Raw genomic sequence first — 22,748 nt, 5'->3', positions numbered from 1 at the left:
CTTACTCCCACACGGTCATCTTGCGACCGCGCAATACGATGTCGAAACGATAGCCCAGCGCGAATTCATTGGCGGTGGTTTCCCAGTCGAACGAGGACACCATGCGCTCGCGGGCCTTGGCGTCATCCACGCAGTTGTAGATCGGATCGAACGCCAGCAGCGGGTCGTTGGGGAAATACATCTGCGTGACCAGGCGCTGGCCGATGCCCTCGCCATGCAGCGAGAAATGGATATGCGCCGGCCGCCAGGCGTTGTAGTGGTTGCGCCACGGGTAGGCGCCCGGCTTGATGGTGGTGAAGCGGTAGCGGCCTTCGCTGTCGGTCAGCACCTGGCCGGTGCCCTTGAAGTTCGGGTCCAGCGGCGCGTCGTGCTGGTCGCCCTTGTGCAGGTAGCGCCCGGCGGCGTTGCACTGCCAGACTTCGACCACCGAGTTGCGCACCGGCCGCCCGTTCTCGTCCAGCACGCGGCCGCTGACGATGATGCGCTCGCCCTGCGGCTGGCCGGGGAACCCCGCGGTCAGATCGGCCGCATGCGCACCCAGGGTGATGCGGTTGATGCTGGGGCCAGTCACTTCGGAAAGGGTGACCGGAATGGCAATCGGATCGGTGCCGGGGCCACGCTTGGCGGTGCTGGCATACGGCAGGTGGATGCGCGGCGGCTGGCTGCCGGGATACGGCTTGCGGTAGCCGCGCAGTTCGGTGGGATCGCTCATGGCGTACTCCTGTTGGCGAGCGGCCCGAGGGCCGCGGCTGTCATGCTGGTTACGGGCAGATTACGGAATGCGAGGGGGTCACACGCGCTCGATGGCCAGGGCCACGCCCTGCCCCACGCCGATGCACATTGTGGCCAGGCCGCGCCGGCCGCCGCTGGCTTCCAGTTGGCGCAGCAGGGTCAGCGCCAGGCGCGCGCCGCTCATGCCCAGCGGATGGCCCAGCGCAATGGCGCCGCCGTTGGGGTTCACGTGTGCAGCATCGTCGGCCAGGCCCAGTTGGCGCATGCAGGCCAGGCCCTGCGAGGCGAAGGCTTCGTTCAATTCGATGGCATCGAAATCGGTGATCGACAGGCCCAGGCGTGCCATCAGCTTCTGGCTGGCCGGCACCGGGCCCATGCCCATGATGGCCGGCTCCACGCCGGCGCTGGCGAAGCCGAGGATGCGCGCGCGCGGGGTCAGCCCCAGCGCCTTGACCTGCGTGCCCGACGCCAGCAGCAGCGCGGCCGCACCATCGTTGATGCCCGACGCGTTGCCGGCGGTCACGCTGCCCGGCTGGCGGAACAGCGGCTTCAGCTTGGCCAGGGCCTCGGCGGTGGTATCGCCGCGGGGGTGTTCGTCGCGGTCGACGGTCACGGTCTCGCCGCGCTTGCGGCCCGGCACGTCCACCGCCACGATCTCGCCATCGAAGAAGCCGCGCGCCTGCGCCGCGGCGGTGCGCTGCTGGCTGCGCAGGGCGAACGCATCCTGGTCGTCGCGGCTGATGGCGTAGCGCTCGGCCACGTTCTCTGCGGTCTGCCCCATCGTTTCCACGCCATGCAGCTCGCGCAGGCGCGGGTTGATGAAGCGCCAGCCCATGGTGGTGTCTTCGATCTGCTGGTCGCGGGCGAACGGCGACGCCGCCTTGCCCATCACGAACGGTGCGCGCGACATCGATTCAACGCCGCCGGCAATGGCCAGGCCCAGCTCGCCGGCGGCAATGCCGCGGGCGACGGTACCGATGGCATCCAGGCCCGAACCGCACAGACGGTTGATCGTGCTGCCCGGCACGCTTACCGGCAGGCCCGCCAGCAGCAGGCTCATGCGCGCCACGTTGCGGTTGTCTTCGCCGGCCTGGTTGGCGCAGCCCAGGTAGACATCCTCGATCAGCGCCGGGTCCAGCTGCGGGTGCCGCGCCAGCAGCGCCTTCAGCGGAATCGCGCCCAGGTCATCGGCACGCACGCCGGACAGTGCACCGCCGTAGCGGCCGATCGGGGTACGGATGCCATCGACGATGTAGGTGTCGTGCAGGCTCATCTCAGACTCCCTCGGCCAGCGCCAGCGGCAGGCCGGTCAATTCACGCAGTTGGGCGATGTCCATGCCTTCCACCATCTCCAGCACGGTAGCGCCCTCGGGGCCGAGATCGAATACCGCCACATCGGTGTAGACGCGCGACACGCAGCGCAGGCCCGTCAGCGGGTAGCTGCAGTCGGCCACCAGCTTGCTCTCACCCTTCTTGGTGAACAGGTCCATCATCACGAAGACCTGCTTGGCGCCGATGGCCAGATCCATCGCGCCGCCCACGGCGGGAATGGCGTCGGCCGCACCGGTGCTCCAGTTGGCCAGGTCGCCATGCACCGACACCTGGAAGGCGCCCAGCACGCAGATGTCCAGGTGGCCGCCACGCATCATCGCGAACGAGTCGGCATGGTGGAAGTAGCAACCGCCGGTGAGCAGGGTGACCGGCTGCTTGCCGGCATTGATCAGGTCGGGGTCTTCGTGGCCGGGCGCCGGCGCCGGCCCCATGCCCAGCAGGCCGTTTTCCGACTGCAGGAAGATTTCCTTGTCGGCCGGCAGGAAGTTGGCCACCGTGGTCGGCAAGCCGATGCCCAGGTTCACGTAGGCACCTTCGGGAATATCGCGGGCCACGCGCGCGGCCATCTGTTCGCGGCTGAGCTTGTTCATGCCTGTCCTCCTGCTGCGGCCACCGGCACCACGCGCTGCACGAAGATGCCAGGCGTCACCACCGCTTCCGGGTCGAGTTCGCCCAGCGCCACCACCTCACGCACCTGCACGATGGCGCAGCGCGCGGCCATCGCCATCAGCGGGCCGAAGTTACGCGCGGTCTTGCGGTAGACCAGGTTGCCCCAGCGGTCGCCGCGGTCGGCCTTGATCAGGGCGAAGTCGGCGTGCAGCGGATATTCCAGTACGTAGTGGCGGCCGTCGATCTCGCGCGTCTCCTTGCCCTGGGCAAGTTCGGTGCCGTAGCCGGTAGGGGTGAAGATGGCGCCCAGGCCGGAACCGGCGGCATGGATGCGCGCGGCCAGGTTGCCCTGCGGCACCAGCTCCAGTTCGATCTCGCCAGCGCGGTAGGCCGCATCGAAGTGCTGCGAATCGGACTGGCGCGGGAACGAGCAGACGATGCGGCGCACGCGCTTGTGCTTGATCAGCGCGGCCAGGCCGGTATCACCGTTGCCTGCATTGTTGTTGATGATGGTCAGCTCGCGCGCACCCTGCGCGATCAGCGCATCGATCAGCTCGTCGGGCATGCCGGCGGTGCCGAAACCACCGATCATCACGGTGGCTCCATCGTGGATATCGGCCACCGCTGCTTCGGCGCTGGCCACGGTCTTGTCGATCACTGCATTGCTCCTTGCCCTGCCCGTGGCTGGCATTGACCAGCACGGCGCACGGCCATTGCGACGGGAAAACATGACGCGGACATGGTGGCCACAGGCCCCGTCCCGGTCAATCCGATATTCGGCCATTCAATCCGATAATCGCACATTGCCTGACATGCTCCGGAAAGCGGTTCAACGCCGGTTCTGGCCCACGCCCACGCGCAGCCCCAGGCACGCCCAGGCGGCTAGCAGCAGCGGCAGCGCGCACAGCACATACAGCGCCGACGGCGGCCAGTGCCCATCCACCAGCACGCCCACGGTGAGCGGCGACAGGATGGCACCGACCCGGCCGATGCCGATCGCCCAGCCCAGGCCGGTGGTACGCACCTGCGCTGCGAACACCACCGGTGCGGCGGCATACAGCCCTGCCATGGCGGCAAACAGCGCGGCACCGATCACGAAGGCCAGCGGGAAGGCCACGTTCAACTGGGTGTTGAATGCCGCAAAACCCAGCATTGCCACCATCGCCAACAGCAGCGCACCAGCGGTCAGGCGGGACAGCGACCAGCGCGAGGCCAGCCAGCCGAACAGGCTGCCGCCGACGATGCCGCCCAGGTTCAGCAGCACGCCGCCGGTGATGCCCTGCTGCGCCGAAACACCTGCAGATACCAGCAGCTTCGGGGTCCAGCTCAGCACGAAATAGAACGCGAACATGTGCAGGAAGAACGCCAGCGCGATCAGCAGCGCAACCCGGCGCAGATCGCCCACGAACAATGCGGCATAGCCCTGCGGCTGGCCCTCACGCACCGGCGCAGGCGGCAGCGCCTGCAGTGCAGGCATCTGCATGCCCGACAGCAGCGCGTTCAAGCGCGGCAACGCATCGGCCGGGCGCCGCGCCACCAGGAAATCCAGCGATTCGGGCAGGCACTTGAGCACCAGCGGAATGCACAGCAGCGAGGCCGCCGCACCGATCAGGAACACGCTGTGCCAGGACCAGTGCTGCAGCATCCACGCCGCCAGCACGCCGCCGGCGGTGGCACCGATGGGATAGCCGGTGGCTTGCAGGGCCACGGCGGTGCTGCGCCATTTGGCGTTGGCATATTCAGCGGTGATCACTCCCACGCCGGCCAGCATGCCGCCAATGCCGACGCCGGTGAACACGCGCAGCACGCCCAGCTGCCAGGCATTGCCGGCCAGTGCCGACAGCGCCATGCCCGTGGTCAGGATCAGCAGGCAGCACACGATCATCGGCCGCCGCCCCCAGCGGTCTGCCAGCGGCGCCAGCAGGAACGAGCCCAGCGCCATGCCGACCAGGCCGGCACTGAGCATCAGCCCCAGCACCTTGCCCGACAGTGCCCAGTCCGCCGATACGTGCGGCGCGGTGAAGGCCATGACCATCACGTCGAAGCCATCGAGCATGTTCAGCAGCACGCAGATCGCGATGGCGGTCCATTGAAAAGGGGTCATCCGTTCCAGGACGAGCGGCGGTGCAGCGGCGGAGGCGTGGCTCATGGTGCGGTTTCCTGCAACAGCGTGAAGCGGCGGAACGTCCGGCGTGGTGGTCTCAGCGACCGGCCTGGCTGGAAGCGTGGATGACCTGCAGGACGTCCTGCAGTTGTTCGACTTCAACCTGGCCCGGCGCCGACGGCGTGCCGATCATGCCGAAGGTCAGGGCCTGGCCGAAGGTCTCCCCGGCCAGACGCGAGACCACGCCGGTGCCGCCCATCGACATGGTCAGCAGCGGCTTGTCGCTGCGCTGGCGTACCTGCCAGGTGGCGTCCAGCAGCGCCAGCACATCGCCGGCGTCGCGCGGCATCACCGCGATCTTCAGCACGTCCGCGCCCATCGCCTGCTGCTTCAGCAGGCGCGCAACGATCTCCTCGCGCGGCGGCGTGGCCTGGAAGTCATGGTTGGACATCACCACTTTCACGCCGGCCTTGTGCGCCTGCGCCACCAGCGCCTGCACCACCGCCGGGTCGCGGAACATTTCCACGTCGATCAGCTGGGCAAAGCCACCGCGCAGCAGCGTGGCGTACAGCGCGCCGTAGTCACGGTCACTGATCGCCTTCGCACCGCCTTCGGCCTTGGTGCGGAAGGTGACGATCATCGGCTTGCCGCCCAGCGTGGCCTGGATGCGCTTGCCCAGTGCCACCAGCTTGCTGCCGTCGGTGGCGATATCCAGGTAATCGATGCGCCATTCGGCCAGGTCGGTGGGGGTGCTGGCAGCGATGGCCGCGGCCTGCTGCAGGGCGAGCTCGGCGGTCGCGCCGGTGATCGGCACGATGGTGCGCGGGCTGCCCTCGCCGATGCGCAGCGAGCCCACCTGCAGCACCGCCGGCGGCGGTGCGGCCAGGGCCAGTACGGGGGAGGTGCACAGCGCACCGGCGAGGACAAGAGAAGCAAACGGAATGCGCATGGCAGTCACCAGAGCGTGGAAGGGGCGCGCGGCCATCAGAAGGTCACCTTGGCCTGGACACCGACGGCCCAGGCGTTGTCGGTGCCGCTGTAATTGAACGTGCCGGGATTGACGATGTACTGCACGTCGGGGCGGATCATCAGCCACGGGTTCACCTGGAAGCTGTAGGACAGTTCGAACAGCTCCTCGGCCTGGCTGAGGTTGTACAGCGGCGAATCAACCGGCACGCCACCGGCAGCCAGCGAGGCACGGCGCGCATCCACCAGGCGGTCGTTGATGTCAGCGCCGACGTAACCCAGCGCGATGCTGTCCTGCGCGCGCGAACCGATGCCCTGGTAGACGCCACCCACTGCATACCAGCGCTTGATCTGCGCGGTATCGGCATCGGACACCATGTACTGCGCGAAGGCCGTCAGGCCGCGGCTGGGGTCGGCCGACTCCTGGGTCAGGCGCTGCTCGGCCAGCACATAGGCGCCGTGGCGGCCGGTGGTGGGCGAGGTATCCAGGCCGCGCTGGTCCACGCGCGAGGTGTCGTAGTAGCCGCCGAACTTGTAGACGCCGGCGTAGCGGCTGCGCTTGGCCGGCGTCCAGGTCACTTCCACCGGGAACAGCGAACCGGTGGTGCCCGAGGCGAACGGGCGGAACGCATTGCGTTCGATGTTGCCGCCCAGGTTCGGGTTCACCTGGAACCAGCCGGTGCGCACGTTCAGCGCCGGGCTGACCTGCTGCGCCACTTCACCGCCCCAGCGCGCCACCGGGTAGTTGTACCAGCCGCTGTTGCCGGACATCGCCAGCGGGTGCGCGCAGAACGCCGCGTTGACGAAATGGGTCAGCAGGCTGTGCAGGCCGAACTGGTTGCCCATCGCGTAGTAGCCCAGCTTGTAGTACGACTGGCCACCGTTGAAGGTCTGGTCATAGCTCAGCTCGGTCAGCCGGGTGTACTGGCCGCCGTAGGCTTCCTGGATCGGGAAGCGGTTGCCGACCAGATCGGCCGAGGTACTGCGCCCGCGGCGATCGTTCAACGTGAAGTGGAAGGCACCGCCGTCCCAGCCGGCCAACTTGCCCATGTCCAGGTCCATGCCCACGCGCACCTGCTGCGCATAGCGCGCACCGGTTTCACCGTAGCCGCCATCCACCACGCCTATGGCCTCGCCCACGTAGTCGCCGCGGAAGGCGATGCCGCGCTCGTACAGATCGGTGCGGGTACCGCCCCAATCGCCGGTGAGGGTCTTGCCCGCATAGCGATTGCTGGATTGCGCGCTGGCGACGGCCGGCAGCAGCGCCATCGCGGCCAGCACGGTCAGGGAAACAGGCTTTGCAGGAATCATGGTCAGGGTCTCGGGAAGGTGATCAGCGCAGCGACAGCGGCGCGCTCAGGGGGGAGGTGGCGCCCTGCGGCGAGGTGACCGTGGCGGTCACGCCGCCCAGATCGGCAGCATCGGCGCCCTTGCCCAAGGGGAAGGTGAAGGTGCCGTTACCCTGCCCATCGGTGCGGGCCTGCACGGTGCCCAGCACACGCTCGGCTTCGCTGCCGTTGGCCGCGCGGTTGCCGAACACTTCCACCTGGTAGTGGCTGTCCGGCTGGCCTTTGAAGTTCCCGGTCACGGCGCGCTGGGCGCCCTTGCCCTGCACGGCGGTCAGCTGCGGCGCCGCCTGCCCCAGGTTGGCCAGCGGCTGGCAGTCGGCCTGCCCGGCAGCGCTGCAGATGCGGGCGCGCTTGGCCGGATCGGTGTCCACGCCGCGCCCGCGCGAGCCGACGAAGCTGGCATGTTCCAGCCCCGGCACACCGAACACGATCGCGCCGCGCGGCTGCCCCTTCACGCAGGCGCCGCCCGCTTCGCACCGTTCAATCGGCAGACCGTTGCCGAACATGCGGTTGGCGCTGAAGCGGTTCGGCGCACTGACCGGCTGCGGGCGCACGCCGATGCCGATGCCGTTGCCGGTGATGGTGTTGCCATCGACCACGTTGCCGCTGCCGGTGATGCTGAGCCCGATCGAGTTGCCGATGAAGGTGTTGGCCGCGATGTAGTTGCGGTTGCCCCAGTTGATCTGCAGGCCGTCGGAGTAATCGACGAAGCGGTTGTGCACCACGCTGTTGTCGTTGCCCCACAGGATCTCGATGCCCTGCGAGGGTTCCGGGTTGGCCGTGGTGGACTGGAACAGGTTGTCGGCCACCAGGTTCCAAGCCGCGCCGCGGGTCAGTTCCAGGCCATCGCCGTTGTCGAGGAACACGTTGCGCACGATGCGGTTGTGCACGGTGGTGGTGGCGGTGGACTGGCCCTTGCCATCGTCGCCGGTGAGCATGATGCCGGCGCCGCCCTTGTTGGCGACGATGCGGTTGTCATGGATTTCGCTGTGGCTGGCGCGGTTGATCAGCACGCCGATGCAGAAGTTGCGGATCTCCAAGCCGGTCAGTTCGACACCCTGCGTGTCACGCAGCACCAGGCCGGGCAGCGTGGTGGTGCGCACATTGGTACCGGACTGGCCCGGCTCGGCACCCGGGCAGGCATCGGTGCCGGTACCGGTCACGTAGGCCGAGCCATCGATGGCGACGAACTGGCCGTCGCGCGCCCACGGCGTGCCGACGATCTGCACCGGGCCCTTGATTTCCGGCAGCGGCGAAGCCGGCTTGATCACATACGGCGCGTTGCCCACCGCATCGATTTCAATGCGGTAGCGGCCTGGCTGCGCGTTGGCGGTGTTGATGGCCCAACGCAGCGAACCGGCATTGCTGTCGTCGGCGTAGCGATCGACACGCAGCACCTGCGGCGCTTCACGCGGGGGTTCGGCCTGGTAGGCCAGCGCCAGCGACGGCAGCACGGCAAGCAGGGACAGGGAAACGATAGACAGACGACGGCACATGCGATCACTCCGCACAGGTGAAAGAGATCCAACGGTCTTCCCCTGCACCTGGCTTCAGCACCGTGGTCGATGCTGCCCTCGCCCCGCCAGGGGTGGATCGCTTGGACTGCTATGAAACTGCGGAAGTGAAATTAGGTTTATCGCACCGCACCATTCAAGTGCGGTAATCGACTGCGCGTGCGAATATCGCACTGAATAGGTAATACGTTGGTTGTAGGGGGGTCTTTGCAGGGCTTGCAGCCCTGCACCTGCTCAATGGAACAGCAACGGCCAGAGCAACAGCAAGAGCAGGCTCTGCGCGTTGGCGGGGCGGTGTCGGATTGCGGGGACGCCGCAAGTACGTCCTTGTAGGCTTGGCAGCCGCATCCATGCGGCGGACACCCCGCAATCCGACACCGCCCCACCTTCGACAGGTTCCCGCGATCTGTCGGAATGGCATGGGGTCGGATCCCGTTGCTGCGCAACGGGCTCCGACCCCGCATTCTTTTTGATATCTGACAATTTCATCCACGCATGGCGTGGATCTACCGACGAATGCCGACCCCGTGCATTCCCGACAGATCGCGGGAATTGTCAGAGGCGGGGCGGTGTGGGTGGGCAGGACCGCAGGCGCCATGGGCCCGAGGCATGCCTCGGGCGGGTTGGGCAGGACGCCCAACCCCGGTCTTGCCGGGCGCGCAGGATTGCGCGCGCGAGCAAGGCGCCTACGAGCCTACATGGACGTACTTGCGGCGTGTCCTGCCCGCCCACACCGCCCCGCCATCCCACGAAATGCAGCTGTTGCTGTTGCTTCAGTCGAGCATGGCTCGACTCTACAGCAGGTGCAGGGCTGCAAGCCCTGCAAAAGAAACCCCCTACGAACTGCAGGACAGCATCGAGCAGCCGGCGCGGTGTTCGGCCCAGGCCGGGCGCTTGCCCGCGTAGTGCTCCAGCCCCGGCCGCTGCGTATACGGATCGCGCAGCACTTCCTGCAGCGCATGCACGCCACCCAGGTCGCCCTGCTCGGCGCGATCGATGGCCTCCTGCGCCAGCCAGTTGCGCAGCACATACAGCGGGTTGGCCGCGGCCATCTTCGCCTGGCGTGCTTCGGCCGACAGCGGGTCCACACGCAACCGCGCTGCGTACGCCTGCAACCACTGCTGCAACGGCGCCTGCACCGCCTGCCGGCGCGCCTCGTCGTAGTACACATCACCCAGCGCGGCCACATCCGGCGCGGCCACATCCACGCCCATCAACGCACGCCACGCCAGGGTCATGTCCATGCCGCCTTCCTGCAGCAACTGCTGCCAGCGCAGGTACAACTGCAGGTCTTCGTCATCGGCGGCGGCCAGCCCCAACTTCGCCGCGGCATCACGCCGCGTGCAGGCCACGAAGGTGGATTGGAATGCGGCCAGCCCGGCCTGCAGCGGCTGCACGTCGGCAAACAACGGCGACAGCGCCTGCGCCAACCGGTTGAGATTCCAGTACGCCACCTGCGGCTGGGTGCCGAAGCGGTAGCGGCGCCCCTGCGCGTCGGTGGTATTGGGCGTCCAGTCCGGGTCGTAATCTTCCACCCAGCCGTAGGGACCGTAATCGATGGTCAGGCCGAGCACGGACAGGTTGTCGGTGTTCATCACCCCATGCACGAAGCCGACGCGCATCCAGTGCGCCATCAGTTCGGCGGTACGCACGGCAATCTGCGCGAACCAGTCGCCGTACAGTGCCTCCCCTGCCCCTTGCAGTTCGGGGAAATCGCGGGCGATGCAGACATCGGCCAACTGTTTCAGCAGCGTCGTCTCGCCGCGCGAGGCAGGCAGTTCGAACGTGCCGAAGCGCATGAACGACGGCGCCACGCGGCAGACGATCGCGCCGGGCTCGGCACGCGGGTGGCCGTCGTAGAACATGTCGCGCACCACGTCCTCACCGGTGCCCACCAGCGACAGCGCACGCGTGGTCGGCACGCCGAGGTGATGCATGGCTTCGCTGCACAGGAACTCGCGGATGGAGGAGCGCAGTACGGCGCGGCCATCGGCCCCGCGCGAGTACGGGGTCGGCCCCGCGCCCTTCAACTGAAGCTCCCAATGGCGCCCGTCGGCGGCCACCAGCTCACCCAGCGATATCGCGCGCCCGTCGCCCAGCTGCCCGGCCCAATGGCCGAACTGGTGGCCACCGTAGTTGGCCGCCCACGGCCGCATGCCCGCGTACAGCGCATTGCCGCCGAACACCTGGGCGAAGTCCGCGCCCTGCACATCGGCAGCGTCCAACCCCAGCAGTGCGGCCACTTCGGGCGACCAGGCCAGCAGGGTGGGCGCCGCCACCGGGGTCGGCATCACCGACGACCAGGCCGCCTCGCGCACCTCACGGCGGCGCGGGCCGGATTCGGGATCGCCCGGCAGGGCGGACAACAAGCGATTGTCGAAACGGGGGGCGTGGGTATCCATGCCAGCAGGATGGGGGCGGCCGGCCCCGGCCTCAATCGCCGCGCAGGGCCTGCAGCGCCCCGCCCTGGGCCTCGGCGCGCTGGTAGGCCGGGCGCTGGCCGATGCGCGCCAGGAAGCTGCGTAGGGCCGGCTTGTCATCCAGGCCGCCACCACGGGCTGCCGCGGCCTGGATCGGGAAACTCATCTGGATATCGGCCGCACTGAACCGTTCACCGGCAAACCACGGGCTGTCGGACAGGCGCCGTTCCATCCACTCCAGGTGCAGGCGGCGCTGCGGCCCGATGAAGCTGCGCTCGGCCTTGTCGGCGATGCTGCGCGCGATCGGGCGGGCGAAGAACGGCATCGGTGCGCTGCGGATGCGCCCGACCACCAGGGTCAACAGCAGCGGCGGCATGGCCGACCCTTCGGCGTAATGCAGCCAGTAGCGATACGCGATGCGCTCGGCACTGTCGGCCGGCAACGGCGGCGGCGACAGCAGGCGATCGGTGTCGTAGCGATCGGCCAGGTAATCCAGGATCGCACCGGATTCGGCCAACACCTGGTCGCCATCCTGCAGCACCGGCGCCTTGCCCAGCGGATGGATCTGGCGAAGTTCGGCCGGCGCCAGCAGTGTCTTCGGGTCGCGCGGGTAGCGCCGCAGCTCGTAGTCCAGCCCCAGTTCTTCCAGCATCCACAGCACGCGCAGCGAACGGGAATTTTCCAGGTGGTGGACGATGCGCATGCGAAAACTCCTGAGGGACATGACGGATTGTAGAGTCGAGCCATGCTCGACTGCCTTCACGCCGCAGTCGAGCATGGCTCGACTCTACAAGAAGCAAAAAAAAACGCCGGAAGCTTTCGCTTCCGGCGTTCTGGCTACCCAACGGTAGCAGACGGATTAGACCGCCTGCACCTGGTCAGCCTGCATACCCTTCTGGCCCTGGACGGCGATGAAGGTAACCTTCTGGCCTTCCTGCAGGGTCTTGAAGCCGGTGCCCTGGATCGCGCGGAAATGCACGAACAGGTCCGGGCCGCTTTCCGGGGTGATGAAGCCGAAGCCCTTGGCGTCGTTGAACCACTTGACGGTGCCGGTCTGACGATCAGACATTTGACTAACTCCTGAAACACATGTTGAAAAAAATCGCAGCCACCGGGTATCGGGGCCGAGACTGAGTTGCAGGCGTTGGTAAAGCGGATCGATGAGCGGATCGTGAGATCAACTGCACCAGGCCACGATTCACGGTGACCCTAGCAAACACAGTGGATCGAACGATACGCGTGTTTTCGGCAAAAAGCGATAGCCCCGGCATTCAGCGGCAGGACCCCGCCCGCTAGGCGTGACAAGGGCTGGGCCCAGATCGGCGCTAAACCCGAGTCCCTATTCAGGTTTTTCCTACCCTACACTGGGTTGATGACTGAAGCTGAAACCCCCGCTGAACACGCCCGACCGCGCATCTGGGTCGATGCCGACGCCTGCCCGACGGTCATTCGCGACATCCTGTTCCGGGCGGCCGAACGGGTCGGCCTGGAACTGACCCTGGTCGCCAACCAGTGGCTGCGCACCCCGACCTCGCGCTGGATCCGCTCCCTGCAGGTCCCGCAGGGCCTGGACGTGGCCGACAGCGCCATCGTTGAACGGGTGGCCGCCGGTGACCTGGTGGTCACCCAGGACATCCCGCTGGCCGCCCTGGTGCTGGAAAAAAAGGCGGTGGTGCTGAACCCGCGCGGCCAGCTGTACACCGCCAACAACATGGCCGAGCGCCTGTCCATGCGCAATTTCATGGAGGAACTGCGCGGTGCCGGCGTGCAGACCGGGGGCCCGCCGCCGCTGGGTGCGCGTGATCGCCAGCTGTTCGCCGCCGAACTGGACCGCTGGCTGGCCCGGATCAAACCACGCTGATCACGCCGCGATGATCATGCCCGCTCTTCCGGGTCCGGCGGCCAGCGCAGCGAACGCTCGCTGCGGAACACACGGCGCTCCCCGCTCAGCGGGTCCTGGAAGGCCAGCGCCCGGGCCAGCAGCTGCAGCGGCGGCGCATCGTCCATCGGCCGCAGGTGCGGGTACAGGTCATCGCCCAGGATCGGCGCCCCCAGCGCCGCCATGTGCACGCGCAGCTGGTGCTTGCGCCCGGTTTCCGGCCACAGCCGGTAGTGCCAGGCCGCGCCGTGCGCGGCAATCACCTCGATGCGGGTGCGCGCATTGGGCTCGCCCTGCGCTTCGGCCATGCGGAAGAAGGGCTCGCCGGGCACGATCCGGCTCAGCCGCTGCAGCGGGAACTGCTGGCCCGGCAGCGCCGGCGCCAGTGCTTCGTAGACCTTTTCGATGCGCCGCTCGCGGAACAGGCGCTGGTAGGCGTCGCGGGTGTCGGGCCGCTGCGAGAACAGCACCAGCCCGGCAGTGAGCCGATCCAGCCGATGCAGCGGCACCAGATCGGCATTGCCGGTGCGCGCCACCAGCCGCGCCAGCAGCGTCTCGCGTACGTAGCCACCGGCCGGGGTGACCGGCAGGTAATGCGGCTTGTCGGCCACCAGCAGGTGCGCATCCTCGTACAGCACGGTTTCATGGAACGGAATGGCCGGCTCGTCGCCCACTTCGCGGAAGTAGCGGATCTCCAGGCCGACCTGCCAGGGTTGGTCCGCTGCCAGTGCCCTGCCCTGCGCGTCCTGCACCCGGCCGCGGGCGAAACGGCCCAGCCACTGGCTGCGATCAATGCGTGGGAATCGCGCGCACAGACCGTCCAGCAGGGTCGGCCAGTCACCGGGGGGCAGCTGCAGGCGGCTGGGCAGGCTCATCGAGTACGCACGCGGGGAAGACGCGGCCAGAGTGCCATCGTTGACACCGCGCAGACACCCCTGCCACGGACACCCCGCCGGCAAACCTCTATCATGGGCGGTCTTTGCCCCCGGAACGCCCATGGCCCTTACCGCCACCATCCGCAAGGCCGAACTGCAGATCAGCGACATGGATCGCGGCTATTACGCGACCCACAACCTGACCCTGGCCCAGCACCCGTCCGAGACCGACGAACGCCTGATGGTGCGCCTGCTGGCCTTCGCCCTGAACGCCGATGACCGCCTGGAGTTCGGCCGCGGCCTGAGCACCGACGACGAGCCGGACCTGTGGCAGCACGATTACACCGGCGACATCCTGCAGTGGATCGACCTGGGCCACCCCGACGAATCGCGCATCCGCAAGGCCAGCAACCGCAGCCGTTCGGTGCAGGTGGTGAACTACGGCGGCAACGCTTCGGATATCTGGTGGACCAAGCAGGGCAAGGGCCTGGCCCGGTTCGACAACCTGTCGGTGATCGATCTGGATGGCGCCTTCGTTGAGCAGTGGGGCCAGCAGATCCAGCGCGCCATGCGCTTCAGCGTGCTCATCCAGGATGGCGAAGTGCAGATCCTCAATGACCAGATCCAGCTGGACGTGATTCCCAGCTGGCGCAAGCGCGCCAAGGCATGAGCATCACCCGCTGCGACGTGGTGGTCATCGGCGCCGGTGCCGCCGGGCTGATGACCGCGCTCACCGCCGGCCGCCGCGGGCGCCAGGTGCAGGTGCTCGACCACGCCAACAAGGTGGGCAAGAAGATCCTGATGTCCGGTGGCGGCCGCTGCAACTTCACCAACACCGGCACCACCCCGGCCAACTTCCTGTCGGCCAATCCGCATTTCTGCAAATCGGCGCTGGCCCGCTATTCACCGTGGCACTTCATCGACATGGTGGAAAAGCACGGCATCGCCTATCACGAAAAGGAACTGGGCCAGCTGTTCTGCGATGTTTCGTCGAAACTGATCGTGAAGATGCTGGTGGAGGAATGCCAGGCCGCCGGCGCGCAGATCCGCACCCAGTGCAGCGTCGAGCGCATCGAGCACGGCAGCGATGGCTTCCGCGTGCACACCACGCACGGGCTGTTCCATTGCGCGTCGCTGGTGGTGGCGACCGGCGGCCTGTCCATTCCCAGCCTGGGCGCCACCGGTTTCGGCTACGAACTGGCCCGCCAGTTCGGCCACACCGTGCTGCCTACCCGCGCCGGCCTGGTGCCGCTCACCCTCAGTGGCAAGCACCAGGAACGCCTGGCCGAGCTGAGCGGCGTGGCCCTGCCGGTGCAGGCGCGCTGCAATGGCACCAGCTTCCAGAACTTCATGCTGCTCACCCATCGCGGCGTCAGCGGGCCGGCCATCCTGCAGATCTCCTCGTTCTGGCAGCCCGGCGACACCCTGGAACTCGACCTGCTGCCCGGCCAGGATGCGACCGAGTGGCTGCGACAGATGAAGCGCGAGCGGCCTGCAGCCGAACTGCGCACGGTGCTGGGCGAGGTGCTGCCCAAGCGGCTGGCCCAACGCCTGTGCGAACACTGGCTGCCGGACCGCCCGGTGCGCCAGCTGGACGAACCGGTGCTGCGCCAGGCCGGGCAGCTGCTGGGCGCCTTCCCGCTGGTGGCCAGTGGCACCGAGGGCTACCGCACGGCCGAAGTCACCCTGGGCGGAGTGGACACGGCCGAAGTGTCGTCTTCCACGTTCGAGTCCAAGCGGGTGCCCGGCCTGCATTTCGTCGGCGAGGTGCTGGATGTGACCGGCTGGCTGGGCGGCTACAACTTCCAGTGGGCGTGGGCCAGCGGCCACGCCGCCGGCAGCGTGGTGTGAACCGCATCGCCGTTCGGCGCTCGCCGGGGGCCAGCGCATGGACGCGCCGCCGCGCATCGTGTATCTAGGTTCGCAGATTGGGGAGCAGTGCATGCAGAACGCGAACGACATCACCATCCGCCTGCTGATCGTGGACGACAGCGGCGAGAACGCAGAAGCCATCGTCAGCGCCCTGCGCAACAGCGGCATCGCGGTGCGCCCGTGGCGCCCGCAGGATTCGGCCGAACTGTCGCAGGTGCTGGCCAGCCAGGCCATCGATCTGGTGCTGGCCTCCCCCTCGCAGGGCATTCCGCTGCCCTTGGTGGCCCAGCACATCGCCGCCAGCGGCAAGGACATTCCGCTGGTGCTGCTGGCCGACCGCATCGACGAAGACGAACTGGTGCAGGCCAGCAGCAACGGCGTGCGCGCCCTGGCCCTGCGCCAGCGCAACGAGCACCTGCTGGCCGTGGTACGCGACCAGTGGGTGGACCTGCAGGCACGGCGCGGCCTGCGCCGCATCGAAGCGCAGATGCGCGAGACCGAACGCCGCTGCGATGCGCTCATCGCCTCTTCCCGCGACCCCATCGCCTATGTGCATGAAGGCATGCACATCCGTGCCAACGACGCCTACCTGGGCATGTTCGGCTACGACGAATTCGACGACATCGAAGGCATCTCGCTGCTGGACATGGTGGCCACCCAGCACGTGGACGGCTTCAAGCAGCTGCTGAAGTCACTCAGCCGCGGCGAGGCGCCGCCACCGCAGTACCAGCTCGATGCCCGCCACCAGGACGGCAGCGTGTTCCCGGCCACGATGGAGTTCACCGCCGCCACCTACGAGGGCGAGGCCTGCCTGCAGGTGGTGTTCCGCCGCCGCCTGGAGCTGGACACCGAACTGGCGCGCGAAGTGGAAGACCTGCGCCAGCGTGACCAGGTGACCGGGCTGCTGAACCGCCCCACCTTCATGCTGCAGGTGGAAGACGCGGTGGCCCAGGCCGGCCGCAGCGAAGGCCAGTTCGGCCTGCTGCTGGTCGAGCCGGACCATTACGCGCGGCTGATCCCCGATATCGGCCTGGACTCGGCCGACACCCTGATCGGCGCCCTGGCGGCACTGCTGGCCGAGGTGGTGGGTGACCAGGCCCAGCTGGCACGCTTCGGCGAGCACAGTTTCGCGGTGCTTCAGGCAGGCCCCTACGCACAGACCGAGGCCCTGGCAGAACGCATCCGTGCCGCGTATGCCGCGCATGTGTTCAGCATCGGCGCGCGCTCGGCCACGGTCACCGTCAGCGTGGGCGGCGTACAGGTGGGCGAGAAGATCGCCAGCATCGGCCAGGTGCTGGCCCGCGCCAGCGAATGCACCCAGGCCGCCGCAGCGCTTGGCAACACCTGCCGCATCTTCGACCCGGCCGCCGCTGACCGCGTCGAAGAAGAACGCGTGCAGCGCTGGGTGGCGCGCATCCGCGAAGCCCTGGCCGGTGATGGCTTCCAGCTGCACTACCAGCCGGTGTTGAACCTGCAGGGCGAGCCACACGAGCTGTATGAGGCCTACCTGCGCCTGGAACACAACGGCGAACTGCTCAGCCCCACCGCCTTCCTGGGCATTGCCGAGGAACACGGCCTGCTGGCAGACATCAACCGCTGGGTGGTGGCGCGCGCGATCAGCGTGCTTGGCGCGCGCGCACGCGAGGGCCATGCCACGCAGATGCTGGTGAAGGTCACCCCGGAATCGTTCGACGATCCGAAGATGATCGCCACCCTGCGCCAGGAACTGCAGGCACACGGCGTGCCCGGCGAGCGCCTGTGGCTGCATGCCCCCGAAGCCAAGGTGTTCACCCATCTGCGCGCCGCGCAGCAGTTCCTGGCGGCCGTCGCGCCGCTGGGCTGCCGTATCGGCCTGGAGCAGTTCGGCTCGGGGCTGGATTCGTTCCAGCTGCTGGCGCACTTCCAGCCGCAGGTGCTGAAGCTCGACCGCAGCTTCACCAGCGACCTGGTGTCGACCCGCGAGAACATCGACCTGATCAGCCAGATCACGGCGCGCGCGCAGGAAGCCGGCATCCGCACCGTCGCCGAATTCGTCAGCGACGCCAACTCCATGACCCTGCTGTTCAGTGCAGGCGTGGACTACGTGCAGGGTGACTTCGTCGGCCCTGCCCTGCCGGTGATGAACTTCGAGTTCGGTTGAGCAGCAGCGCCGGGCCTGGCCCGGCGCTGCCATTGATCTCAGGTCAGATCGACCAGATTGGCGATCTTCACGTCCGGATTGACGTCGGCCTCGTAGTCCACGCCTTCCACGCCGAAACCGAACAGGCGCAGGAAATCGGCCTTGTAGCCGGCCAGATCGCTGATCTCGTACAGGTTCTCGTTGGTCACCTGCGGCCACAGCTCCAGCACCTTGCCCTGCACTTCCGGCGCCATTTCCTTGTAGTCGGCGCGCAGGCGGCCTTCCTCGTCCACCAGCGCAACCGTGCGACCCTGGTCATCGACCAGATCGTGGCGCAGGCGATCGACGGCCACGCCGTCGGCCTTGCCGCCGTACAGGATGTCGTACAGCACATCAAGCTGCTCGATGCAGCCCTCGTGCGTGCCCTGTGCCTTCATCACCTTGAACAGCAGCGACAGGTACAGCGGCATGGTCGGAATGGCCGAGCTGGCCTGGGTGACCACCGCCTTGAGGACCGACACGCGTGCGTCGCCACCGATCTTTGCCAGCGTTTCGCGCAGGCCCAGCACCTTGTTGTCCAGGTCCTTCTTGGCCGCGCCAATGGAGCCGTTCCAGTAGATGGCCTGGGTGATCTCCTCGCCCACGTAGGTGAAGGCGGTGGTGGTGCAGCCCTCGGCCAGCACGCCGGCATCGGCCAGCGCGTCGATCCACATCTGCCAGTCTTCGCCGCCCATCACCGCTACGGTGCCGGCGATTTCTTCCGGGGTGGCCGGCTGCAGGGTGGTTTCGGTGATCACTTCCTTGTCGGTGTCCAGGCCACGCAGGGTGATCTGTTCACCGATCGGCTTCAGCGTGGAGCTGATGATCTCACCGGTCTTGGGGTGCTTGCGGCGCGGCGCAGCCAGGCTGTAGACCACCTGGTCGACCTGGCCCAGATCGGCCTTGATCATCTCGATGGTCTTGGCCTTCACCTCATCGGAGAAGGCATCGCCGTTGATGCTCTTGGCGTACAGGCCGGCTTCGTCGGCGTACTTGTGGAAGGCGGCCGAGTTGTACCAGCCCGCGGTGCCCGGCTTGGTTTCGCTGCCGGCGCGCTCGAAGAAGATACCCAGGGTTGCAGCGCCACTACCGAAGGCAGCGGTGATGCGCGCGGCCAGGCCGTAGCCGGTCGACGCACCGATGACCAGCACGCGCTTGGGACCGTTCTGGATGGGCGGACGGGCGCGGATGTAGTCGATCTGCTGCTTGACCGCGGCCTCGCAGCCGGTCGGATGGGTGGTGACGCAGATGAAGCCGCGGACGCGCGGTTTGATGACCATGGATACCTCGGGTTGGCAGATGCGGCGCACGCGGGCGCACGCGAACCGCAGGATCGTAGTGCGCGGGGGGCGATTGCACAACCGACGCAGGCGTAGGGTGGGGTTTCTCTTTTGCAGGGCTTGCAGCCCTGCACCTGCCGAAGCAATTGCCAGAGCCGAGGCAACAGCCAAAGCCGGTTCCTGAGGATTGGCGGGGCGGGTCCGGTTGCGGGGGACGCCGCAAGTACGTCCGTGTAGGCTTGGCCGCGGCATCCATGCCGCGGACACCCCCGCAACCGGCCCCACCCCGCCTTCGACAGTTTCCTGCGATCTGTCAGAACAGCACGGGGTCGGATCCCGTTGCTCCGCAACGGGCTCTGACCCCAGGTGGATTTCGATATCTGACAGATGTGTCGACCAAGGTCGACACCTACCAACAACCTGTCGGAGCAGCGCTCTGCTCTGGTAGGTGTCGACCTTGGTCGACACAGTAGAGCCACGCCATGCGTGGACGATTCATTCGATATCTGAACGATGTGTCGACCAAGGTCGACACCTACCAACAGCCGCGTGAACCTATCAGAGGTGGGGCGGTGTGGGTGGGCAGGACCGCAGGCGCCATGGATGGCGCCTACGAGCCTACAGGGACGTACTTGCGGCGTGTCCTGCCCACCCACACCGCCCCGCCATCCCACGGACACCCCGCTTTTGCCGTTGCCGTTGCTCCAAGCAGGTGCAGGGCTGCAAGCCCTGCCCACAAAAAACCCCGCTTGCGCGGGGTTCTCTGTGTGCTGCGTGCCGCAAGGATTACGGGCGACGCTCCAGGGCTTCGATGTCCTTGGCCTTGGGCAGCAGGTCCTGCTTGCTCACGCGCAGGAAGCCGATCGTCAGCATCGGCACGGCCACCAGGATCGAGGACAGCACCACGATCACCGCACCGATCATGTGCGTCTCGGCCAGGCCTTCCATCGAGCTGCCACCGTACAGGTACAGGGCAAGGGCGGACAGGAAGAACATCACCGCCGTGATCACCGTACGCGACAGCGTCTGGTTGATCGAACGGTTCAGCACTTCCATCGGCTCCACGCGCAGGCTGCGGAAGTTCTCTCGCACGCGGTCGAACACCACGATGATGTCGTTGATCGCAAAACCCATCACCGACAGCAGACCGGCCAGCACCGTCAGGTCGAACTCGCGACCCAGCAGCGAGACGTAGGCCACGGTGACCAGCAGGTCGAACAGCGCCACGATGCTGGCGGTGACGGCGAACTTCCACTCGAAGCGCACGGCGATGTAGATCAGGAAGCCGGCCAGCATGAAGATGGTGGCATACAGGCCATTCATCGCCAGGTCCTTGCCGATCTGCGGACCGACAAATTCATTGCGCAGCACGGTGGCCTGGTTGTCGGCCGAAGAGACCGCCTTGACCACGGCGGCCGCGGTGGCCTTGTCTTCAGCCGACGCGCCACCGGTGCCCGGAGCGTGCTCGCCGTGCGGGGCCAAGCGGATCAGAAGGTCGGTGTTGCCACCCACGCTCTGCACCTGTGCGCCGTCGAAGCCGTTCTGCTCCAGCTTGGTACGGACGTCCTCGACGTCCACCGCTTTGTCGAAGCGGGCTTCGATCAGGGTGCCGCCAGTGAAGTCCAGCGCGTAGTTGAAGCCCTTCACGCCGATGATGGCAATCGAGGCAATGAACACGGCGATCGTGACCACCATGGCGACATGGCGCCACCGCATGAAATCGATCTTGGTGTCGTTCGGGAGGATGTGCAGCGGAAACAGTTTCATTGTGCGTGTCGTCCCGTCAGATGGCCACGTTCTGGAGCTTCTTGCGACCGCCGTAGATCAGCGTCGCCAGCGCGCGCGACACGGTGATCGCGGTGAACATGGAGGCGAAAATACCGATGATCATGGTCAGCGCGAAGCCCTTCAGCGGGCCGGTGCCGAAGGCGAACAGGGCCACGCCCACGATCAGGCCGGTCAGGTTGGCGTCCAGGATGGTGCCCGAGGCGCGGTCGTAACCGGTCACGATGGCGGTCTTGCCCGGCACGCCGGCACGCAGTTCCTCGCGGATGCGCTCGTTGATCAGCACGTTGGCGTCCACCGACAGGCCCACCGACAACGCCAGACCGGCAAAGCCCGGCAGGGTCATGGTGGCACCGAACAGCGACATCACCGCCACCACGATCAGCAGGTTGAACAGCATCGCGATGGAGGTGATCAGACCGAACACGCGGTAGTAGATGCTGAAGAACACCAGGGTGAACAGGAAGGCGTAGACCACCGCGGTGATACCGTTCTTCACGTTCTCGGCGCCCAGGCTGGGGCCGACCACGCGCTCTTCCACGAAGTCCATCGGCGCAGCCAGCGAGCCCGACTTCAGCAGCTTGGCCAGGTCCTCGGCTTCCTTCTTCTGCAGACCGGTGGTCTGGAAGTTCTTGCCGAACACGCCGTTGATGTTGGCCACCGAGATCACTTCCTCGTTGACCTTGAAGCCACGCACTTCCTGGCCGTCGACCACGGTCACCGTCGGCACGCGCTCGGTGTAGACCACGGCCATCGGCTTGTTCACGTTGGCGCTGGTGAAATCGAACATGCGCTGGCCGCCGACATTGTTCAGCGTCACGCTGACCGCCGGCGAACCGCTGTTCGAATCGGTCACCGCCTGCGCGGCCACCATCTGGTCGCCGGTGACGATCACACGCTTGTTCAGCAGGATCGGGCCGCGGCCGTCACGCTGCTGGTAGACCTTGGCTTCCGGCGGGATGCGGCCCGACGCGATGGCGTCCTGCGCGTTGCCTTCCACCACCGCACGGTATTCCAGGGTGGCGGTGGCACCGATCATGCGCTTGGCTTCGGCGGTGTCCTGCACGCCGGGCAGCTGCACGACCACGCGGTCGGCACCCTGGCGCTGGATGATCGGCTCGGCCACGCCCAGCTGGTTCACGCGGTTGCGCAGGGTGTTGATGTTCTGCTCGATCGCGCCGTTGGCAATCTGGGTGATCTCCGCTTCCGGCACGGTCACGGTGATGCGGTTGCCCGACACGTCATAGCCCAGGGTCGGCTGCGCCGTGCCCAGCGCCACGCGGGCACGGCTGGCCGCATCGGCACCGGCCGACGGGCTCAGGTTGGCCACGATGGTGTTGTCGGCGCGGCGTTCCACCGACTGGTAGGCGATGCGCGCATCACGCAGGGTGCTGCGCACGTCTTCGGTATAGGCATCCAGGCGCTTTTCCAGCGCGGCCTTCTGGTCGACCTGCAGCACGAAGTGCACGCCACCCTGCAGGTCCAGGCCCAGCACCATCGGGCGACCGCCCAGGTTGGCCAGCCAGTCCGGCACGGTGGAGGCCAGGTTCAGGGCCACGGTGTAGTTTTCGCCCACGCTGTCGCGCAGCGCATCGCTGGCGGCCGACTGCGTCTTCAGGTCCGGCAGGCGGACGATCAGGCTTTCCCCTTCCTTCTCCGCGCCGATCGTGTTGATGCCGGCCTTCTTCAGGTCGGCCAGCACACGGTCGCGCAGCGCATCGTCGATCTGCCCGCCACGGTTGGCGGTGATCTGGATGGCCGGGTCCTTCTGGTAGATGTTGGGCAGCGCGTACAGGGTGCTGAGCGCCAGTACGATCAGGATGACGACGTACTTCCAGCGTGGAAATTCGAGCATTGCTTGGGTCCCGCGCGG

At 67.2% G+C, this 22,748-nt stretch carries 19 protein-coding genes; 4 read left to right on the top strand and 15 right to left on the bottom strand.

The genetic code is table 11. The annotated features are described in order from the left end of the window. Window position 1 precedes the first annotated feature (1 nt). From pcaH to AC06FA_RS10335, 11 genes are all read right to left on the bottom strand, one after another. Entirely contained in the window at window positions 2-712 is a 711-nt protein-coding gene (gene pcaH, locus AC06FA_RS10385) for a protocatechuate 3,4-dioxygenase subunit beta (protein WP_478068214.1), read from the bottom strand. 78 nt (window positions 713-790) lie between these two features. Next, window positions 791-2,005, bottom strand: coding sequence for a 3-oxoadipyl-CoA thiolase (gene pcaF / locus AC06FA_RS10380; RefSeq protein ID WP_478068213.1), 1,215 nt, complete (start codon window positions 2,003-2,005; stop codon window positions 791-793). Between the two features lies 1 nt (window position 2,006). Beyond that, window positions 2,007-2,654: a 3-oxoacid CoA-transferase subunit B gene (locus AC06FA_RS10375; RefSeq protein ID WP_478068212.1), complete on the bottom strand. Its 648-nt coding sequence runs from the start codon at window positions 2,652-2,654 to the stop codon at window positions 2,007-2,009. Beyond that, window positions 2,651-3,331, bottom strand: coding sequence for a 3-oxoacid CoA-transferase subunit A (locus tag AC06FA_RS10370; RefSeq protein WP_478068211.1), 681 nt, complete (start codon window positions 3,329-3,331; stop codon window positions 2,651-2,653). Before AC06FA_RS10370 ends, AC06FA_RS10375 begins: the two co-directional genes overlap by 4 nt. Before the next feature lie 171 nt (window positions 3,332-3,502). Further along, a complete protein-coding gene (locus tag AC06FA_RS10365) occupies window positions 3,503-4,822 on the bottom strand; it encodes an MFS transporter (RefSeq protein WP_478068210.1) in 1,320 nt (439 codons plus the stop codon). Window positions 4,823-4,874: 52 nt separating this feature from the next. After that, the gene (gene aroD, locus AC06FA_RS10360) at window positions 4,875-5,762 is read right to left on the bottom strand and encodes a type I 3-dehydroquinate dehydratase (RefSeq protein ID WP_478068209.1); all 888 of its coding nucleotides are present in this window, start codon (window positions 5,760-5,762) and stop codon (window positions 4,875-4,877) included. Continuing rightward, entirely contained in the window at window positions 5,762-7,054 is a 1,293-nt protein-coding gene (locus tag AC06FA_RS10355; RefSeq protein WP_478068208.1) for a carbohydrate porin, read from the bottom strand. Before AC06FA_RS10355 ends, aroD begins: the two co-directional genes overlap by 1 nt. 22 nt (window positions 7,055-7,076) lie before the next feature. After that, a complete protein-coding gene (locus tag AC06FA_RS10350) occupies window positions 7,077-8,588 on the bottom strand; it encodes a right-handed parallel beta-helix repeat-containing protein (RefSeq protein WP_478068207.1) in 1,512 nt (503 codons plus the stop codon). An 854-nt stretch (window positions 8,589-9,442) separates the two neighbouring features. Then, window positions 9,443-11,008 carry a protein adenylyltransferase SelO gene (locus AC06FA_RS10345; protein ID WP_478068206.1) on the bottom strand — a complete coding sequence of 522 codons (1,566 nt, stop codon included), beginning with the start codon at window positions 11,006-11,008 and terminating at the stop codon, window positions 9,443-9,445. A 31-nt stretch (window positions 11,009-11,039) separates the two neighbouring features. Beyond that, window positions 11,040-11,729, bottom strand: coding sequence for a glutathione S-transferase family protein (locus tag AC06FA_RS10340; RefSeq protein WP_478068205.1), 690 nt, complete (start codon window positions 11,727-11,729; stop codon window positions 11,040-11,042). Between the two features lie 156 nt (window positions 11,730-11,885). After that, window positions 11,886-12,095, bottom strand: a complete 210-nt coding sequence (locus AC06FA_RS10335; protein WP_004153307.1) for a cold-shock protein — start codon at window positions 12,093-12,095, stop codon at window positions 11,886-11,888. Window positions 12,096-12,398: 303 nt separating this feature from the next. Between AC06FA_RS10335 and AC06FA_RS10330 the strand changes: the two genes are divergently transcribed. Next, window positions 12,399-12,887 (top strand): YaiI/YqxD family protein, encoded by a 489-nt coding sequence (locus AC06FA_RS10330; RefSeq protein ID WP_478068204.1) that lies wholly within the window; start codon window positions 12,399-12,401, stop codon window positions 12,885-12,887. A 14-nt stretch (window positions 12,888-12,901) separates the two neighbouring features. Here AC06FA_RS10330 and AC06FA_RS10325 read toward each other — a convergent pair whose 3' ends face one another. Beyond that, complete coding sequence (locus AC06FA_RS10325; protein ID WP_478068202.1) at window positions 12,902-13,780, bottom strand: pseudouridine synthase; 879 nt, start codon at window positions 13,778-13,780, stop codon at window positions 12,902-12,904. A gap of 121 nt (window positions 13,781-13,901) precedes the next feature. Between AC06FA_RS10325 and AC06FA_RS10320 the strand changes: the two genes are divergently transcribed. From AC06FA_RS10320 to AC06FA_RS10310, 3 genes are all read left to right on the top strand, one after another. Further along, window positions 13,902-14,450 carry a YaeQ family protein gene (locus tag AC06FA_RS10320; protein ID WP_312710344.1) on the top strand — a complete coding sequence of 183 codons (549 nt, stop codon included), beginning with the start codon at window positions 13,902-13,904 and terminating at the stop codon, window positions 14,448-14,450. Beyond that, a complete protein-coding gene (locus AC06FA_RS10315; RefSeq protein ID WP_478068201.1) occupies window positions 14,447-15,631 on the top strand; it encodes a BaiN/RdsA family NAD(P)/FAD-dependent oxidoreductase in 1,185 nt (394 codons plus the stop codon). Before AC06FA_RS10320 ends, AC06FA_RS10315 begins: the two co-directional genes overlap by 4 nt. A gap of 91 nt (window positions 15,632-15,722) precedes the next feature. Continuing rightward, the gene (locus AC06FA_RS10310; RefSeq protein WP_478068200.1) at window positions 15,723-17,792 is read left to right on the top strand and encodes an EAL domain-containing response regulator; all 2,070 of its coding nucleotides are present in this window, start codon (window positions 15,723-15,725) and stop codon (window positions 17,790-17,792) included. A gap of 38 nt (window positions 17,793-17,830) precedes the next feature. Here AC06FA_RS10310 and fabV read toward each other — a convergent pair whose 3' ends face one another. The 3 genes from fabV to secD form a co-directional block, all read right to left on the bottom strand. Continuing rightward, complete coding sequence (gene fabV / locus AC06FA_RS10305; protein WP_478068199.1) at window positions 17,831-19,090, bottom strand: enoyl-ACP reductase FabV; 1,260 nt, start codon at window positions 19,088-19,090, stop codon at window positions 17,831-17,833. 786 nt (window positions 19,091-19,876) lie between these two features. Beyond that, window positions 19,877-20,857, bottom strand: a complete 981-nt coding sequence (secF, locus tag AC06FA_RS10300; protein ID WP_108749354.1) for a protein translocase subunit SecF — start codon at window positions 20,855-20,857, stop codon at window positions 19,877-19,879. Between the two features lie 16 nt (window positions 20,858-20,873). Next, entirely contained in the window at window positions 20,874-22,730 is a 1,857-nt protein-coding gene (secD, locus tag AC06FA_RS10295) for a protein translocase subunit SecD (RefSeq protein WP_478068198.1), read from the bottom strand. Between the last annotated feature and the right edge of the window lie 18 nt (window positions 22,731-22,748).

The sequence above is a fragment of the Stenotrophomonas sp. Steno-C17 genome (assembly GCF_056393165.1).
The sequence above is the reverse complement of the archived record's forward strand: the minus strand, read 5'-3'. Positions and strand labels throughout refer to the sequence as shown.

What these genes read in the sequence shown, in the direction of transcription:
- pcaH (WP_478068214.1), bottom strand. Translation starts at nt 712, where the DNA reads ATGAGCGATCCCACCGAACTGCGCGGCTACCGCAAGCCGTATCCCGGC.
- pcaF (WP_478068213.1), bottom strand. Translation starts at nt 2,005, where the DNA reads ATGAGCCTGCACGACACCTACATCGTCGATGGCATCCGTACCCCGATC.
- AC06FA_RS10375 (WP_478068212.1), bottom strand. Translation starts at nt 2,654, where the DNA reads ATGAACAAGCTCAGCCGCGAACAGATGGCCGCGCGCGTGGCCCGCGAT.
- AC06FA_RS10365 (WP_478068210.1), bottom strand. Translation starts at nt 4,822, where the DNA reads ATGAGCCACGCCTCCGCCGCTGCACCGCCGCTCGTCCTGGAACGGATG.
- aroD (WP_478068209.1), bottom strand. Translation starts at nt 5,762, where the DNA reads ATGGCCGCGCGCCCCTTCCACGCTCTGGTGACTGCCATGCGCATTCCG.
- AC06FA_RS10355 (WP_478068208.1), bottom strand. Translation starts at nt 7,054, where the DNA reads ATGATTCCTGCAAAGCCTGTTTCCCTGACCGTGCTGGCCGCGATGGCG.
- AC06FA_RS10350 (WP_478068207.1), bottom strand. Translation starts at nt 8,588, where the DNA reads ATGTGCCGTCGTCTGTCTATCGTTTCCCTGTCCCTGCTTGCCGTGCTG.
- AC06FA_RS10345 (WP_478068206.1), bottom strand. Translation starts at nt 11,008, where the DNA reads ATGGATACCCACGCCCCCCGTTTCGACAATCGCTTGTTGTCCGCCCTG.
- AC06FA_RS10340 (WP_478068205.1), bottom strand. Translation starts at nt 11,729, where the DNA reads ATGCGCATCGTCCACCACCTGGAAAATTCCCGTTCGCTGCGCGTGCTG.
- AC06FA_RS10335 (WP_004153307.1), bottom strand. Translation starts at nt 12,095, where the DNA reads ATGTCTGATCGTCAGACCGGCACCGTCAAGTGGTTCAACGACGCCAAG.
- AC06FA_RS10330 (WP_478068204.1), top strand. Translation starts at nt 12,399, where the DNA reads ATGACTGAAGCTGAAACCCCCGCTGAACACGCCCGACCGCGCATCTGG.
- AC06FA_RS10325 (WP_478068202.1), bottom strand. Translation starts at nt 13,780, where the DNA reads ATGAGCCTGCCCAGCCGCCTGCAGCTGCCCCCCGGTGACTGGCCGACC.
- AC06FA_RS10320 (WP_312710344.1), top strand. Translation starts at nt 13,902, where the DNA reads ATGGCCCTTACCGCCACCATCCGCAAGGCCGAACTGCAGATCAGCGAC.
- AC06FA_RS10315 (WP_478068201.1), top strand. Translation starts at nt 14,447, where the DNA reads ATGAGCATCACCCGCTGCGACGTGGTGGTCATCGGCGCCGGTGCCGCC.
- AC06FA_RS10310 (WP_478068200.1), top strand. Translation starts at nt 15,723, where the DNA reads ATGCAGAACGCGAACGACATCACCATCCGCCTGCTGATCGTGGACGAC.
- fabV (WP_478068199.1), bottom strand. Translation starts at nt 19,090, where the DNA reads ATGGTCATCAAACCGCGCGTCCGCGGCTTCATCTGCGTCACCACCCAT.
- secF (WP_108749354.1), bottom strand. Translation starts at nt 20,857, where the DNA reads ATGAAACTGTTTCCGCTGCACATCCTCCCGAACGACACCAAGATCGAT.
- secD (WP_478068198.1), bottom strand. Translation starts at nt 22,730, where the DNA reads ATGCTCGAATTTCCACGCTGGAAGTACGTCGTCATCCTGATCGTACTG.